The organism is Arthrobacter sp. TJ-265 (assembly GCF_058269135.1).
On sequence record NZ_JBZCND010000003.1, the window covers coordinates 161,493 to 176,312 of the forward strand.

The following is a 14,820-nucleotide window of genomic DNA, read 5'->3' on the forward strand; positions in this document are numbered from 1 at the left end:
CGCCGGTGGAGCGCCGGCACTACGAAGGAGACCTTATGACGACCTGGCTGATCACCGGCTGCTCCACAGGACTCGGACGCGCCCTCGCGGAGGCCGCGCTCCAGCGCGGCGACAACGTGGTGGCCACGGCCCGCGATGCCTCGAAGGTCGAGGACCTCACGGCGGACTACCCTGACACGGCGCTCGCCCTTCCCCTCGATGTGACGGACAGCGGCCAGGTACAGGCGGCCGTCACGCGGGGCACCGAGACGTTCGGCGGGATCGACGTGCTGGTCAACAACGCCGGCTACGGATACCGCGCCGCCGTGGAGGAGGGCGACGACGACGATGTGCGCACCCTGTTCGACACGCACTTCTTCGGCGCCGTGGACATGATCAAAGCCGTCCTGCCCCAGATGCGGTCCCGCCGCGAGGGCACCATCGTGAACCTGTCCTCGATCGGCGCGAGGATCACCCCGGCGGGTTCCGGCTACTACGCCGCCGTGAAATCCGCGATCGAAGGGCTCACCGGGTCGCTGCGCAAGGAACTGCAACCCCTGGGTATCACGGCGATGGTCGTCGAACCCGGCGGATTCAGGACGGACTTCTCCGGCCGGTCCCTCCAGCAGTCCGCGGGAGCGATCGACGACTACGCCGACACCGCGGGCAAGCGCCGCAAGGAGAACGACACCACCCACGGAACGCAGCCCGGGGACCCTGTCAAAGCGGCAGCGGCCATCATCACCGCCGTGGGTTCAGCCGACCCTCCCGAAGTGCTCGTCCTCGGGGCCGATGCGACCACCGCCCACGCCGACGTCCTCCGGGCCCAGCTCGCCTCGCTCGAGACCTGGCGGGACGTCAGCGAGAGCACCGGGGTCGACGAGTAGCCGGCCCCGTCCGGACATCCGACCGACCCGACCGACCCGATCGACATGCATCAACCCGAGGAGACACCATGAAAGTCCTGATCACCGGCGCCCATGGAAAGGTCGGTCGCGCCACGACGCAGGCGATGATCGACGCCGGACACGAAGTACACGCCACCGACCTCACGCGGCCCGGCTTCGAACGGAAGGCCGACGACGCACCCCGGTACACGATGGCGGACCTCACCGACGCCGGGCAGGCCTATGCCGTCGTCCACGGCGCGGACGCCGTCGTGCACATCGCCGCGATCCCCGAGCCGACAGGCAACCCGCCCCACGTCGTGTTCCAGACCAACCTGATGGCAACGTTCAACGTCCTCGAAGCGGCCATCCGCTTCGGCGTCGAACGCTTCGTCTACATCTCGAGCGAGACCGTGCCCGGGTTCTTCTTCCCCGAGCGTGACTTCCTGCCCGACTACGCACCCGTGGACGAAGAGCACCCGATCCGCCCGCAGGACCCCTACGCCCTGTCCAAGCATTTCGGCGAGCAGCTCATGGACGCCGCGGTGGCCCGGGCGGACATCCGGTGCATCTCCATCCGACCGAGCTGGGTCCAGTTCGAGGGCAACTACGAGCACAACCTCGGGCCGCAGATCCGCGACGCCTCGAACCTGAGCCCCAACCTGTGGAGCTACATCGACGTCTACGACCTGGCCGACGCGATCGTCCTCGCCACCGGGTCGGACCTGCCGGGGCACGAGGTCTTCTACATCGCATCCCCCGACAACGTGGGCGGCTACGACTTCGCCGAGATCCTCTCGAAGTACTACGGCGACCAGATCGAACTGCGCGCACTGGACCGTACGGACGCTTCGGGCATCTCCAGCAGGAAGGCCCACCAGCTGCTCGGGTGGGCACCCAGGCGATCCTGGCGCGATTACCTCGATGCCGACGGGAGAAGCCTCCCGAAGTAGACCCCGACGGCGCTGATGCTGTCCGCCATCACGGCCGCGACGCGGGAGGAGCCGACGTCGACGCCGCTGACACCCGCCCGTACAGTGCGGCCAGCGGCGCGGCGCTGAGCCCGTGCGCCAGGACGCTGAGAAGGATGGTGACGGCGATGACCGCCACGGCGTCGTCGGCCTCGTGGCCGAGCGCCTCCAGCGCGAGCAGGGCGAACACGATGGACGCCAGCCCGCGTGGACCGAACCAGCCCACGAACAGCACGGTGGGGCGGTCGAGGCCGGTGCCGATCAGGGACAGGGCCACGGGGACCATGCGCACCACCGTCAGGCTGAGCACCGCGTAGACGACGGTCAGCACGGTGATGCGTTCCAGGACGACGGAGACGGCGACGGCCCCGAAGACCGACCACACGAGCATCGACACCAGGCTGCCCGTCTGGTCGAGGAAGGCTAGTTCGCCCTCCGCGCGGGGGCCGGCGAACATGCCGAACGCCAACCCGGCGCAGAAGGCCGCGACGAATCCGTTGCCGCCCACCTCGACGGCACCGGCGTACGCCAGCAGGGCCAGGGCCAGGACGCCGATGCCCGCGAACTCCTCCGCGGCACTCCCGTGCTGCCGGGCCCGCCGCAGCAGCCATCCGCCGGTGCCTCCGATCACCGCACCCACCACCACACCGATGAGCAGCGTGATCACCGCCGGCCCGGCACCCTCGGCGTCCTCCACGCCGGCGGCGGCGGCCGCTCCTGCGATGGCCAGCAGGACGACGGGAGTGGTGATGCCGTCATTCAGGCCGCTCTCCACGGTGAGCAGCCTGCGGATCCGCGACGGCACGGCCGGGTTCGTCACCACGGGAAGCCCCAATGCAGCATCCGTCGGGGCCAGCGCGGCAGCCACCACGAAGGCCAGCCACAGTCCCTGCTGCGGGAACAGCCAGGCGGCCAGCGCCCACCCGACCACGATGGTCAGCGGCAGACCGAGGCCCAGGAGCCGCAGGAGCAGGCCCGCGTCACCGCGCAGCTGCTGCGCCCGGAGGCGGGCGGCGTCGGAGAAGAGCACCCACACCAGGGTGACCTCGACGAGGGGGGCGAACCTCTCCGGAGTCGCGGAGCCGTCGACCAGGCCGAGCCCCGCCAGGGCTCCTCCGAGGGCGAGGAACACGATCGGCGGTGTCAGATCGGCCCGTTGGAGGCGCGCCGAGACCAACGCCCATCCGAAGAGGGCCGCGGTGATGAGGACGATGGTCAGCTCGTTCATGGGGGCCTCCTGGCTCCTCGGTGCACTTGCGTCCGGTGCCCGGGAAGACCACCGGCCCTCATCGGGTCAGCCGACCCCGGGGTCCACGGCGTCCGCCGTGGTCCCGTTCCTGTTGAAGGCGTGAGTGACCTCCAGGGCATCGGTGACCACGTCCGCCAGGCGGCCGGTGCGGTGCAGGACGGCGCGCTGCCGGTCGGCGCCGGTGCCCCGATCGATCAGTCGGACGAACCCGTCCATCACGGCCTCGGTGTCCCCGGCGTCGGTCAGGGCCGGAAGGACATGATTCAGCAGGGATGCCACCACATCCCACGCCGGTGCCGGGCGTCCCGTCAGCGGATGCACGAGGTCCGCGCCCAGCCCGGACAGCCTCGCCTGCCAGCCGGCGAGGCGCAGCGCGGGCGAGGAGATCTTCGTCGGAGGCACGCGGGCGCGCCAGTCCCGCGCCGCTGTCTCCACGAGACCGCGGGCCAGGGCGGCGATCAATCCGGCGTCCTCGGCGAACAGGCACACGTCGGCCACCCGGATCTCCACGGTCGGATACGTCTGGGACAGCCGTGCATCGAAGTAGAGCATCTTGCGGTCCAGGAGGACCCCGGTGGCCATCAGCTCCTCTTCCCGGGCGCGGTAGGCGCCCACCGACCCGTACACCGGTGAGGGCCCGGCCGAGGGCCACCCCTGCCAGACCTGCGAGCGGTAGCTGGCGAAACCGGTGTCCTGTCCGTTGACGAAGGGGGAGTTCGCGCTCAGGGCCACCAGCACCGGCAGCCAGTTGCGGATGCGGTCGAGGACCCCCACGCCCTCCTGGGGGGACGTCACGAAGACGTGGACGTGCATGCCGCACGTCAGGTTCTCCCGGGCGAGGACGCCGTACCGGTCGACCATCCTGCCGAACCGCTCGGTCGGGTGGACGTGCGGGCGCCCGGGCAGGGGGGACGTGGCCAGGGCGGCCGCCCGTGCCCCGACCACACGGGCCGCCCGGTCCGCGACGGCACGGCCGAGGACGACGTCGGACACCAGCTGCACCAGCGTGCGGGGCGCGGAGGAGACCACCTCGATCATCTCCTGCTGCAGCTCGGCCTCGAGCTTCGGCCCGGTGCCGTCCTCGGCGTCCGCGTACTCCTCGAGCAGAGCCCAGGACGCCGGGAGCGGCAGGCCGCTGCCGCCGTCGACGAGAAGGAGTTCCTCCTCCACGCCGAACGTCCGCACTCCTTCGGCGTTCATGGTGCGCCCTTCACCGGTCAGCCGCACCCGAGTTCAGCCACGTACTCGTCGCGCGTGAGATCGACCTTGGCGGCCTCCTCCCGCAGGGCGGTGACGCCCTCGGACAGGGTTGCGCCATCGGGGACCTCGTCGACCGCCGTCTGGAACTCCCCGACCGCCTCGTTCAGGGCCTCCCTCTTGTCCTCGACCACGTCCCCGCCCTCCTCCATCAGATCGTCGAAGGTCCGCCGGACCTCCGCCCGCGCCGCCTGGACCTCATCGGCGGTCGCGCCCGGACGGAGCGTGTCCGTGAAATCGTTCACCGCGGTCCTGAAGGCGTCGGCGGAAGTGCAGGCCTGGTCCGTGTTCTCGCTCGGGGTGGCCGCACTGCAGCCGACCATCAGGGCGGCGGCCGTCCCACACATGATCAATCCGGCCAGAACGGGTTTCGTCGTCGACATGGAGGGTTCCTCTCTGGAGCGCGGCGGTGGTGCGGCTGTGCCGGTCGCCGTTGGTCCCGCCATTGTTGGCCGCCACAGCCGTCCATGTCCTCACCCGCAAAGGATGTTGCTCGCTCCGAGGGAGGTCCTTCGCCGCGGTCCCGACGGCGTGGCCGGCCCGACGTGCCGACGCCCGCCGGGGCAGGATCACCCCGGGCGGTGCCGATGCGCGAACTCGCGTGAGCGCTGACTCGACAGGGCGATGATGAGCAGGATGTCGAGCGAGAGCCCCAAGAGCGTGGTCTCGAACGTCACGGGCGCACCGGTCCCGAAAGCGACCACGGCCTGGCTCGTGATGGCGACCGCACTGAGGATCATCGCGGTGATGCGGGCCCTGTTCCCGCCGCGCAGCACGAAGCGGGCGAGGATCAGTTCGAAGAACCCGAACGCGTGGAGGACGACGGCGACGGCGGGGAGCACGCGGGCGTTCGATCCGGCAGCGACGAGGGCGTCCGCCGACCCGCCCAGGAGGGCCAGGCCGAGCGCCAGGGCGGCCAGCCCGCGCAACCCGACGAGGATCGCGCCGACCACGGTGGGGGCCGGCGTCGTTCGTCGCTGGTCCACCGGCGGCAGGGGTGCCTCCGGGTCCGGTTCCACGCCCGTGAGGTCCACGACGGGCAGGTTGCCGTCCGTCGAGATGGTGTCCCCGCCCCCGTTGCGGGAGTGGTATCCCGTGGAGAAGTCCTCGATGACCCTCACACCGATGCCGGGGTCCGATGCCTGGAGCGACGCCAGGACGAAGTCCCGCTCCCGGTCCGTGTCCGCCTCGATCTTGTGCGTGATCTGGAGGGTGAACAGCGACAGCCCGACGGAGCGGTCGTACGTACCCGCCGCCAGCCAGTCGACAGCCGTCCCGCCCGGCAGCACCCAGCCGGGCGGGCACGGCCAGAACCGGATGTGGTGCCGCTTGCCGGGACTGTTGTCCACCTCCTGCTGGTAGGCGAGGTCCTGCTGGCGCCCGAAGAGGAACAGGGGACTGACCGGAGCCTGGTCGTAGCTGCGGCGGCGGAGCGTGGCGGTGACGATCCGCCGGCTGCTGCGGAGATCGACGGCGTCCGCGAGGATCCATCCGGCTCGGCGCATCGCCGTGTGGAGCTGCTGGGCGCTGCCGAGCAGTGCGACGTTGACCGGGTCCCCGAGCAGCCCGTCGCTCGTCCGCGCGCGGCCGATGAAGTAGTCGGGAAGGTAGATGCGCGTCAGGATGCGGTGCACCCGGGGGAGGACCAGGTAGGCCAGGACCACCCAGAAGACGAAGCCGAACCACAGCTGCCCCCACTGCAGCGTCTCCTCGAGGAGGATGACGGCGAACCAGACAGCGGCAAGACCGCTGAACGCGAACAGGGCACGATCGATGACGGTGTCACGGGCGCCGGCACCATCCTGGGCCGGCAGAACAACACCGGGCTGGGCGGTCATGCGGAGAACAGTACCGCCCCGTTCCCGGCTGTAGAAGGGCGGGGGGCACGGCCCGCCCGGTTCGTCCGTGGGTCCCGCCGATCACCCGAACGGGAGGATTCCCGTCGGATGATCGGCGGCCTACGGTCTCGTTGAACACCTTTGCACCGGCGGACCTGTCCGGAGGCGTCGACCATGGCGGAATCCAACACCTCATCCGCTGCCCTCGAGCGCTCTCCCCGGATCAGACCGTCCACAGGGCCGGCGCTGCTGATGGTCGTGGCGTATGCCGCGGTCTTCAGCATCACCGCGGTGACGTCGGGCATCCCCTCCACGGAGTGGTTCGACACCCCTGCGAACGTCTGGCGTACCGCGGTCCTGCCCTTGGTGGTCGCAACGATCGTCCTCGTCGCCTTCGTGTGGTGGTCCCGCTGGGACAGCATCTTCCGCGACAAGGAACGGCTGCAGGTCCCGGTCATGCTCCGGATCGCGGTCGCCGCCTTCGTCATCGGCATCGTCCTCCACCTCGTCTTCGTGGACTGGTCCGGCCTGGGCATGGACCTCCTGATCCCGATCGTCATCGTCGGGCTCCTGGTCGGTTTCGCCGAGGAGACCCTGTTCCGCGGCATCCTCCTCAGGGGCCTGAGGACCGACCGGCGCACCGAGCTGACGGTCGCCGTCGGTACATCGGTGGCCTTCGGCGTCTTCCACCTGACCAACCTGGTCACCGGCTCGCCCGTCCCCGCGGTCCTGAACCAGGTGCTCCTCGCGACGCTGACCGGGGCCATCCTCTACTCGTTCCGGAGGATCGGCGGTCTCCTGCTTCCGGCGATGATCGCCCATGGACTGTGGGACATCTCGCTCTTCCTGCCCCCGGCGGACCCCACCCGGTCGTCGTCGCTGATCGGCCTCGCCCTGGTGGTCGTCATCCCGGTGCTCGGCCTCGTCGCCCTCGTCGCGGTCGCCGTCACGGACCGCCGCGCCCCGTCGGAGGCCTGAGGTCGGGCAATCCGCTCCGAGGCTCGTCAGCCCCGGTGCACGGGCCAGCAGATCTCGGTCCGCCACCCCGCGGGATCCGGCTCCTCCTCCGGATCGCTGAGGTAGGTCTCCCACATCACCGGGCCCGGCGTCAGTGACGCGTCCGCGAAATAGCGCTCCAGCTCGGAATACGTGTCGGTCATCGTGTCGTAGGAGCCGACGTGGGTCGCTGCGACCACGCGCCCGGCCGGCAGGGACCCGGGCACCACGTTCCCCGCCGGAGCGATGACCGCGGAGACCGGGAAGCCCGCTTCGACATCGGCGACGGCACCGGGCGGGCCGTAGTACTTCCCGAAGGGGGCCCCGGTGGGATGCACGCCCTGGGCCTGCAGCGCCGCCATCGTGTCCGTGAAGGCGCGGGGGAAGAACTCGGTGAGCTCGATCATCGGCACCTTCTCCCGGACACCCGCCGTGAGTTGCTCGTCGTGCTCGCTGACCTGGATCGTCGCCATGGGAGCAACCCTCGTTGTGCCGGCGTCCACCGCACAGTGCCGAAGGTCCCCGACACCTCAGGACGTCGCGGGTTCCTCGAGGATCTTCAGGAGGGTGGCGTCGTCGAGCTTCTGCCAGGGTGAGGCGTCCGAGCCCTGCACTGCGGCCTCGGGGCTGTCGCTCTGGCTCCACCACTTCGCCTCGTACACGCGCCCGTCGACGAGGATCCGGTCGCCGCGCTCGTACACCTGCTTCGGATCCCACTCCGGGTAGAGATCGGCCGGGGCCGTGACGGCGGGCACGGGCCGTTCGTCGGGCAGCACCGGGCCGAGCAGCGTCCAGGGGGTCTCCTCCGCCTGCAGTACCGGATCGTTCGGGACGTCGCCCTGCGTCCAGTACTTCGCCACGTACACGTTGCCCTGCCAGACCACGCGGTCGTCCTCGCGGTAGGTGCCGACGTCGGACCAGATGGGGTACGGGCTCGTCTCGGGATCGTCCTCGACCAGGGCCTCGGGGCTCTCCTCGGTGACTGGCTCATCCGCGAGCGTGGCGGCGCGGCCCTCGAAGTCCGCTCCGAGGATCGGTGCGAACAGGAGCCCCTGCTGGTCGATGCCGCTGCAGGAATCCGAGACCACCGTGGTGTCGGCGTAGTTCTCGCTGCAGGTGGCGTCGCGGTTCAGGGACCACATCGACATGCGGCCCACGCCGCGTTCGGCGGCGAACGCATTGAAGGCCTTGGCGTCGTCGAGCGTGAAGATCTCGCCCTTGACGTCGTTCTGCCCGATCATCGGCGTCAGCCCGATCTTCCGCCAGGCGGCCTGCGGGCCGATCTCGATGCCCGCCCGCTCGTAGAGCACCTGGAGCTGGCGGTGCGTGGCGTCCGCGGCGTTCTGCGAGGCGGTGAGCATGCTCGTGCCCGCGGGCCGGCTGCCGCCGTAGTCCATGGTCATGACATTCACCCCGGCGAGGTCGACGCCTGCCTCCAGGAACTGCGCGACGGCGGCCGTGCCGTCCGCGGTCAGCCCGGTCGGGGCGACCGGCAGGGTCAGCCACACGTTGAGCGGCGTGTCCGTGCCGGCCCGCTCGGCCTGGAGCGCGGCCATGGCTTCGGCGCGGCGCTCGCCGGCAGCGACATCCTTGAGGTTCTCGCCCTCGATGTCCAGGTCCACGGTCGCCAGCGTGTAGCGATCGATGACGGCGGCGTAGGCGTCCACCAGGTCCTCGGGATCCGTGCAGGCGGTCGCGAGCTCGTCGTTCAGGAGTCCGCCGAAGGACACGATGACCTCACCGCCGTCCTGCACGAGCCTGGCCACGCGGCGGTCGAGGTCGAGTGCTGCCTCGGCCTCGTCCAGGCCGTAGTAGGTGCCCCAGGACGGGGTGCACGGATCCTCCTCCGACGCCACGACGAAGGACAGCACCGCGCTGCCGCCGTTCTCCCCGGCGGGGTCCTCGAACGCGTAGGAGGGCGTCGCCGTCACGTCGACGTAACCGGCGAAGAAGGCGCCCGCACTCTCGGCGGCCTTGGCGTCCTCCCAACGGTGCCACCCCGTGAGGCCACCCACGGTCACGGCGGCGACGACGACGGACAGGATCAGCATGCGGAGGAAAGACAGCCTCCGGCCAGGAAAACGTGCAGACACAGGAACCCCAGATGACGGCCTCGACAGGAGGCGGGAGTGCGCACCCGAGGTGCGCGAGACGCTTGAAGCGTATGGGAAATTTCGGCCCCCGTCATTGTTTCGGCTAACGCTCACGGCGGACGGGCCGATGGTGGAGAGTGACGCTGCATGTCGCGGGGCGACGTCGTGCATCCCCCTGCCCGCCAACTGCCGAGGTAGCCATGTCCAGATCCAGCGATGCCACCGAGTCACCGGTTCCCCGAGTGCGCGCCGATGCCGCACCCGACGGGATGGCGGGCGTGACGGCCGTCCCGTCGCCGGGCGCAGCCTCCGCCTCGGTCCTCGAGAAGGCGCCCCCGCCCGTCGCCGGGCGACGCCGGCAGTGGGGCTCGGAGCGGCGCTCGGAGCCGCTGTCCATCGTGCACCCGACGCCGTCCTCGCGGAAGATCGCCCTGGGCCGCCTCGGCATCGTGGTCACCGTGCTGGCGTGGCTGACGTACGTCGTCACGACGATCCTGCGGCAGTTCGCCAACAATCCCGACGCAGGCTTCCGGTTCCAGGTCGAGGCGACGTCGTACCTGATCGTCGTCACGTTCCTGACCTTCTCGGCGCTCATGTACCTGCTGGCCCGTCAGGGTGCGCTGTACCGGTTCCGCGATCACCGGCGCGTGCCGCGGGGCGAGCTGGACCGCCACTTCGCCGACCACCAGGAGGGCATCACCGTCCTCGTGCCCTCCTACGCGGAGGAACCCGCCGTCGTCAGGGCCACCCTGTGGTCCGCCGCCCTGCAGGAGTTCCCCAACATCCGCGTGGTCCTGCTCCTCGACGACCCGCCGCACCCCACCGACCCGGCGATCCGGCAGCGCCTCGATGCCACACGGGCGCTCACGTTCGAGATCGAGTCCGCGCTCCTCGAGCCCTCCACGCGGGCCGGTTCCGCGCTGGCCGCGTTCGAGGCCGCCCTGGCCGCCCGCGACGCGGACGCGCCGTCGTCGTTCGATGACCTGCCCCCGCTCATCACGGCGTACGAGGACGCCGCCGTGTGGCTCGAGGACATGGCCGACGCCGAGACGGTGGAGGACCACGTGGACGAGTTCTTCGTGGATCTCGTGGTCATGGGCCTTGCCCGCGAGCTGCGGCTGACCGTGTACGCCCTCAACGCCGCGCTGGCGCAGGAGCAGTGCCCTGAGCCGGTCCGCATCCGCGAGCTGTACGTGCGCCTCGTGCGGATCTTCAACACACGGCTGGAGACCTTCGAACGCAAGGCCTACGCCTCGCTGTCCCACGAGGCGAACAAGGCCATGAACCTCAACGCCTACATCTCCCTGATGGGCCAGCGCTGGCGCAAGGAGCACGTCGCCACCGGCACGGTGCTGCGCCCGCTGGCGGAGGGGGAGGGAGCGGAGGACGACGACGTCCTGGACGTCCCGGATTCCACCTACCTGCTGACCCTCGACGCCGATTCCCTCCTGCTGCGCGACTACTGCGTGCGGCTCGTGCACCTGCTCGAGTCCCCCGGCAATGAGCGCATCGCCGTCACCCAGACGCCGTACTCCTCCTTCCGGGGTGCGCCGACGCGGATCGAGCGGGTGGCCGGCGCGTCGACGGACATCCAGCACATCCTGCATCAGGGCATGTCCTACTACGGGGCGACGTTCTGGGTGGGCGCGAACGCCGTGATCCGCAAGCGCGCGGTCGAGGACATCGTCGAGGTCGAGAACGTCGGTGGCTTCGAGATCAAGACCTACATCCAGGACCGCACCGTCATCGAGGACACCGAGTCCAGCGTGGACCTCGGCAGCCACGGGTGGACGCTGATGAACTACCCCGAGCGTCTCAGCTACAGCGCCACGCCGCCGGATTTCGGCTCGCTGGTGGTGCAGCGGCGCCGGTGGGCCAACGGCGGGCTGCTGATCCTGCCGAAGCTGTGGGACCAGCTGCGACGGCGCCGGCACCTCCGCGAGCAGGTCCTCTTCCGGGAGGTGCTGCTGCGGGTCAACTACATGGCGTCAATCGCGTGGGCGAGCTTCGGGCTGCTGTTCCTCCTCGCCTACCCGTACGACAGCCGGCTCCTGAGTCCCGTCGTGTTCCTCGCCGCCGCCCCGTACTTCCTCGCGATGGGCAGCGACCTCCGCGACTGCGGGCACCGCTTCTCGGACATCTTCCGGATCTACGGGTTCAACCTGGTGCTGCTGCCGGTCAACCTCGCCGGCGTCCTGAAGTCCATCCAGCAGGCCTTCACGGGGGAGAAGATCCCGTTCGTCCGCACCCCGAAGGTCAAGGACCGCACCGCGGCGCCCGGCCTGTACGTCGTCATCCCGTATGCGATCGTGGCCTTCTCCCTGCTGACCCTCGCCCGGGACGTCCTGGAGCAGAACTGGGGCAATGCGCTGTTCGCCGGGCTGAACGCCGTGCTGGCGGCCGGCGCCATCCGCGCGTACATCGGGATCAAGAACTCGGCCGTGGACATGGGGCTGGGCGTCCTGAACTGGCTGTACGTGGCACCCCGGGTGAAGAAGGTCGAGGAGTCGAAGGTCATCGAGAAGGCGCCGGAGGAGGCGGACTGGGAGTCCATCCTGTACCACGGCGACCGCCGGCTCAACCGGGACCTGCGTTCGGGCAACGACCGCCGTCGTCGGGCCGGGGTGCGGTAGGGCCCCTGGAACGGCAGTGGACACGAGGAAGCCCTGGGACGTCCGGTCCCAGGGCTTCCTCGGTTCGGTGCCCTGGCCGTCAGGCCATGCAGCCGCCGAGCAGGATCCGACCGTCGATGGCCTTGGGCGGTTCACCGGTGGAACAGTGTTTTCCTGCATATGCAGGCACGCATCGGCAAGCTCATAGGCAGGCGCAGGAGTCCCTGGTCCGGGACGGGGCGGTCAGGCGCCCGGAAGCGTCTTCAGGGAACCGGCCCGTGCGCCGGTGCGCTGCTCCAGCGCGTCGAGGGCAGCCAGCGGGGACAGATCGGCGAGGATCGCCACCGTCATGAGGGGTTCGCCGCTGATCAGGGCGTCCGCCACGGCGTCCTGGAGGTCCGTCCTCGCGTCGAGGCCCTCCGGAAGCATGGAACTGATGGAGCCCGCGCCCTGGCGTCCTGCGGCCTGGACCCGGTCGAGATGTCGAGAACTCATGCGGACCTCCTGTGCGATGGGTGGTACGTCCAAGAGTGGGCCGCGGCCGTCTCCTCCGGAAGTCCGAGCAGTCGGACGAAAGAACGTGCGCTGCGGAGCGGGATGTGGTGTCCTCTGCTGACGCCGGTCACCGGCTGTCCGATCCGCGGCGCACCCAGGCCCTATGCCTCCGGCGCCGAGGGCCCTTCCGCGAGGAGTCGCCGGATCTGCTCGGGGGCGTCGTCGTAGGTCGCCAGGATGTCCTCGAGGTCGATCATCGGAGGGAAGTCGATGACCGACTGGTGGCGGGACAGGAACTGCGCGGTCGCCTCGACGACCGCCACCTCCTCGGCGTCCCCGGTCCCGAGACGGCCCTGCAGATCGGGGTTCATCCGGAACAGCGATTCCACGGACTGTCCTTCCGCCTCGGTCCGCACTCGATATTCGTGGTCGCTGACCCAGGTGATGTCGAAGGATGCACTCATGGTCGTAACGCTACGCGGTTCGACCGGCGGCACCGGGGAACCACTTTCCGGTGGACAAGCCGCTCCTCACCGGCTCGCCGAGCGGCCATCGGATGCCTCGCGCCCGTCACGTACCGCAGTACGTCGTGTACGCGCCGAAATCGTCAGGTGCCCCGGCGGCGTAGCGTTCCAGGCCGGGCCGCTCCTCGAAGGGCTTCGTGAGGGCCTCGAGCAGCCGGCCGAGCGGGTCCAGGTCGCCGGCGGTCGCGGCGTCCAGGGCCTCTTCGACGAGGTGGTTGCGCGGGATGTACACGGGGTTCACGCGGTCCATCGCGTCCGCGTCGGGCGCGACGGCGAGCCAGCGGGCGGCCCAGGCGTCGAAGGCGGCGACGTCGAGCACCTTGTCCCGCGCCGGCCGGGCGTCGCCGCGGACCACGGAGCCGAGACCCCGGAAGAAGGAGGTGTAGTCCACGTGGTTGTCCTGCAGCAGGGTGAGGACGTCGTTGGCCAGTGCCGACGCGACGTCGTCGTCGGCGTCGGCGGGCAGTCCCAGCTTGGCCTTCATCCCGGCCAGCCAGGCGGCGCTGTACCGGGGGCGGAACGCCTCGAGTGCGGCCACGGCCAGGGGGACCGCCTGCTCCTGGTCGTCGTCGATGAGCGGGAGCAGGGTCTCGGCGAGCCGCGCGAGGTTCCACTCGGCGATGAGCGGCTGGTTCGCGTAGGCGTAGCGACCGTCACGGTCGATGGAGCTGTAGAGGGCGGCATAGTCGAAGACGTCCATGAAGGCGCACGGTCCGTAATCGATGGTCTCGCCCGAGATGGTCATGTTGTCCGTGTTCATGACGCCGTGCACGAATCCGGCGAGCATCCATCGCGCCACGAGCGAGGCCTGCGCGGACACGACGGCCTCGAACAGTGCCAGGTAGGGGCGTTCGGCTGCCGCGGCGGCCGGGTGGTGACGGCTGATCGCGTGGTCGGCGAGGCGCTTGAGGAGGTCGGGGTTGCCCGTGGCGGCGGCGTACTGGAAGCTGCCCACCCGCAGGTGGCTGCTCGCCACGCGAGCCAGGACGGCGCCGGGCAGCATCGTCTCCCGTCGCACGTCGCGGCCCGTGGCGACGACGGCGAGGGAGCGCGTCGTCGGGATGCCGAGCCCCTGCATGGCCTCGCTCACGATGAACTCGCGCAGCATGGGCCCGACGGCGGCGAAACCGTCACCGCCGCGCGCGAAGGGTGTGCGCCCGGACCCCTTGAGGTGGACGTCGAGGAGGCGGCCGTCGACGGCGGTGACCTCTCCCAGCAGCAGGGCACGGCCGTCACCGAGCCCCGGGTTGAAGCTGCCGAACTGGTGGCCCGCGTAGGCCTGGGCCACCGGCGTCGCACCGTCAGGCGCGGCCGTGCCGACCAGCAGTGACAGCCCCTCGGGGGAGCGGAGGAACGCGGGATCCAGCCCGAGTTCCGCGGCGACCGGCTCGTTCAGGACGAGGAGGGCGGGCTGTGGTGCGGCCGCCGCCTGCCACGCGACCGCCATCTCGGGCAGGTCCCGCGCGAAGCGCCCATCGAAGGTGACCCTGGAATCCGTCGGCACGCTCATCCCTCCACCGTACGCCGGGGTCCTGGGGTGCCGCGCCCCGGTGGAGGGGTTGCAGAACGAGGGTTCATCGGTCATACCGGGCCGGTCGGCCCGCGCCGGACCGCGACGGGACGCGCGACGACGGAGAACCGCCGTGTGGCCGACGAGATTCCGATGCCCCACAAGTGGGGAGCGCGGGATAAACTCATAAACCACCTGATGTTCTTGGGTGCAGACGCGCAACCGAAGGAGATCATCTTGGGAATCAGCAACACGCTCAAAAACGCTGCGGGCCGTTACCTCGGCAACAAGGGCACCCGCACCACCGGCAAGCCTGCCGGTGGAGTTGCCGGCAAGCGCGGCACGCCCGTCCCCGCGGGCAAGGCCGGCGGAATCCTCCGCGGCCTGCTGAACCGCCGCTAGCAGCCCG

The 14,820-nt window shown here is 70.2% G+C and carries 14 protein-coding genes; 5 read left to right on the plus strand and 9 right to left on the minus strand.

Annotation, left to right across the window (positions count from 1 at the left end; all coding sequences use genetic code 11):
• The first annotated feature begins 35 nt into the window (after positions 1-35).
• Entirely contained in the window at positions 36-866 is an 831-nt protein-coding gene (locus tag AC4D2E_RS12380) for an oxidoreductase (RefSeq protein WP_104167289.1), read from the plus strand.
• A gap of 68 nt (positions 867-934) precedes the next feature.
• Positions 935-1,819 carry an NAD-dependent epimerase/dehydratase family protein gene (locus tag AC4D2E_RS12385; RefSeq protein ID WP_104167287.1) on the plus strand — a complete coding sequence of 295 codons (885 nt, stop codon included), beginning with the start codon at positions 935-937 and terminating at the stop codon, positions 1,817-1,819.
• Positions 1,820-1,847: 28 nt separating this feature from the next.
• On the opposite strand, the gene AC4D2E_RS12390 is transcribed toward AC4D2E_RS12385, so the two are convergent.
• The 4 genes from AC4D2E_RS12390 to AC4D2E_RS12405 all read right to left on the minus strand — a co-directional run bounded on the left by AC4D2E_RS12390 (position 1,848) and on the right by AC4D2E_RS12405 (position 6,181).
• Positions 1,848-3,065 carry a cation:proton antiporter domain-containing protein gene (locus AC4D2E_RS12390; RefSeq protein WP_490952805.1) on the minus strand — a complete coding sequence of 406 codons (1,218 nt, stop codon included), beginning with the start codon at positions 3,063-3,065 and terminating at the stop codon, positions 1,848-1,850.
• Positions 3,066-3,131: 66 nt separating this feature from the next.
• Positions 3,132-4,286 (minus strand): glutamate--cysteine ligase, encoded by a 1,155-nt coding sequence (locus tag AC4D2E_RS12395; protein WP_490952806.1) that lies wholly within the window; start codon positions 4,284-4,286, stop codon positions 3,132-3,134.
• Between the two features lie 17 nt (positions 4,287-4,303).
• Positions 4,304-4,726, minus strand: a complete 423-nt coding sequence (locus AC4D2E_RS12400; protein ID WP_490952807.1) for a hypothetical protein — start codon at positions 4,724-4,726, stop codon at positions 4,304-4,306.
• A 186-nt stretch (positions 4,727-4,912) separates the two neighbouring features.
• Complete coding sequence (locus tag AC4D2E_RS12405) at positions 4,913-6,181, minus strand: LssY C-terminal domain-containing protein (RefSeq protein WP_490952808.1); 1,269 nt, start codon at positions 6,179-6,181, stop codon at positions 4,913-4,915.
• A 174-nt stretch (positions 6,182-6,355) separates the two neighbouring features.
• Here AC4D2E_RS12405 and AC4D2E_RS12410 point away from each other — a divergent pair, with 174 nt between their 5' ends.
• On the plus strand, positions 6,356-7,159 hold the full coding sequence (locus AC4D2E_RS12410) for a CPBP family intramembrane glutamic endopeptidase (RefSeq protein WP_490952809.1): 804 nt from the start codon (positions 6,356-6,358) through the stop codon (positions 7,157-7,159).
• Between the two features lie 26 nt (positions 7,160-7,185).
• Here the strand turns inward: AC4D2E_RS12410 and AC4D2E_RS12415 are convergent, their stop codons facing one another.
• Both AC4D2E_RS12415 and AC4D2E_RS12420 read right to left on the minus strand, forming a co-directional pair.
• Entirely contained in the window at positions 7,186-7,650 is a 465-nt protein-coding gene (locus AC4D2E_RS12415) for a GyrI-like domain-containing protein (RefSeq protein WP_490952810.1), read from the minus strand.
• Positions 7,651-7,707: 57 nt separating this feature from the next.
• A complete protein-coding gene (locus tag AC4D2E_RS12420) occupies positions 7,708-9,228 on the minus strand; it encodes a chitinase (RefSeq protein ID WP_490952811.1) in 1,521 nt (506 codons plus the stop codon).
• Positions 9,229-9,470: 242 nt separating this feature from the next.
• Between AC4D2E_RS12420 and AC4D2E_RS12425 the strand changes: the two genes are divergently transcribed.
• On the plus strand, positions 9,471-11,903 hold the full coding sequence (locus tag AC4D2E_RS12425; RefSeq protein ID WP_490952812.1) for a glycosyltransferase family 2 protein: 2,433 nt from the start codon (positions 9,471-9,473) through the stop codon (positions 11,901-11,903).
• A 222-nt stretch (positions 11,904-12,125) separates the two neighbouring features.
• On the opposite strand, the gene AC4D2E_RS12430 is transcribed toward AC4D2E_RS12425, so the two are convergent.
• The 3 genes from AC4D2E_RS12430 to AC4D2E_RS12440 all read right to left on the minus strand — a co-directional run bounded on the left by AC4D2E_RS12430 (position 12,126) and on the right by AC4D2E_RS12440 (position 14,411).
• Positions 12,126-12,377 (minus strand): hypothetical protein, encoded by a 252-nt coding sequence (locus AC4D2E_RS12430; RefSeq protein ID WP_490911351.1) that lies wholly within the window; start codon positions 12,375-12,377, stop codon positions 12,126-12,128.
• Between the two features lie 161 nt (positions 12,378-12,538).
• Positions 12,539-12,841: a hypothetical protein gene (locus AC4D2E_RS12435; protein WP_490952813.1), complete on the minus strand. Its 303-nt coding sequence runs from the start codon at positions 12,839-12,841 to the stop codon at positions 12,539-12,541.
• A 106-nt stretch (positions 12,842-12,947) separates the two neighbouring features.
• Entirely contained in the window at positions 12,948-14,411 is a 1,464-nt protein-coding gene (locus AC4D2E_RS12440; RefSeq protein WP_490911349.1) for a protein adenylyltransferase SelO, read from the minus strand.
• A 135-nt stretch (positions 14,412-14,546) separates the two neighbouring features.
• On the opposite strand from AC4D2E_RS12440, the gene AC4D2E_RS12445 reads away from it, so the two are divergent.
• Entirely contained in the window at positions 14,547-14,813 is a 267-nt protein-coding gene (locus AC4D2E_RS12445; protein WP_490952814.1) for a hypothetical protein, read from the plus strand.
• Positions 14,814-14,820: the final 7 nt, after the last annotated feature.

Coding starts and splice junctions, on each gene's coding strand:
- AC4D2E_RS12405 (WP_490952808.1), bottom strand. CDS start 6,181: ATGACCGCCCAGCCCGGTGTTGTTCTGCCGGCCCAGGATGGTGCCGGC.
- AC4D2E_RS12400 (WP_490952807.1), bottom strand. CDS start 4,726: ATGTCGACGACGAAACCCGTTCTGGCCGGATTGATCATGTGTGGGACG.
- AC4D2E_RS12435 (WP_490952813.1), bottom strand. CDS start 12,841: ATGAGTGCATCCTTCGACATCACCTGGGTCAGCGACCACGAATATCGA.
- AC4D2E_RS12385 (WP_104167287.1), top strand. CDS start 935: ATGAAAGTCCTGATCACCGGCGCCCATGGAAAGGTCGGTCGCGCCACG.
- AC4D2E_RS12390 (WP_490952805.1), bottom strand. CDS start 3,065: ATGAACGAGCTGACCATCGTCCTCATCACCGCGGCCCTCTTCGGATGG.
- AC4D2E_RS12420 (WP_490952811.1), bottom strand. CDS start 9,228: ATGCTGATCCTGTCCGTCGTCGTCGCCGCCGTGACCGTGGGTGGCCTC.
- AC4D2E_RS12415 (WP_490952810.1), bottom strand. CDS start 7,650: ATGGCGACGATCCAGGTCAGCGAGCACGACGAGCAACTCACGGCGGGT.
- AC4D2E_RS12410 (WP_490952809.1), top strand. CDS start 6,356: ATGGCGGAATCCAACACCTCATCCGCTGCCCTCGAGCGCTCTCCCCGG.
- AC4D2E_RS12440 (WP_490911349.1), bottom strand. CDS start 14,411: ATGAGCGTGCCGACGGATTCCAGGGTCACCTTCGATGGGCGCTTCGCG.
- AC4D2E_RS12425 (WP_490952812.1), top strand. CDS start 9,471: ATGTCCAGATCCAGCGATGCCACCGAGTCACCGGTTCCCCGAGTGCGC.
- AC4D2E_RS12380 (WP_104167289.1), top strand. CDS start 36: ATGACGACCTGGCTGATCACCGGCTGCTCCACAGGACTCGGACGCGCC.
- AC4D2E_RS12430 (WP_490911351.1), bottom strand. CDS start 12,377: ATGAGTTCTCGACATCTCGACCGGGTCCAGGCCGCAGGACGCCAGGGC.
- AC4D2E_RS12395 (WP_490952806.1), bottom strand. CDS start 4,286: ATGAACGCCGAAGGAGTGCGGACGTTCGGCGTGGAGGAGGAACTCCTT.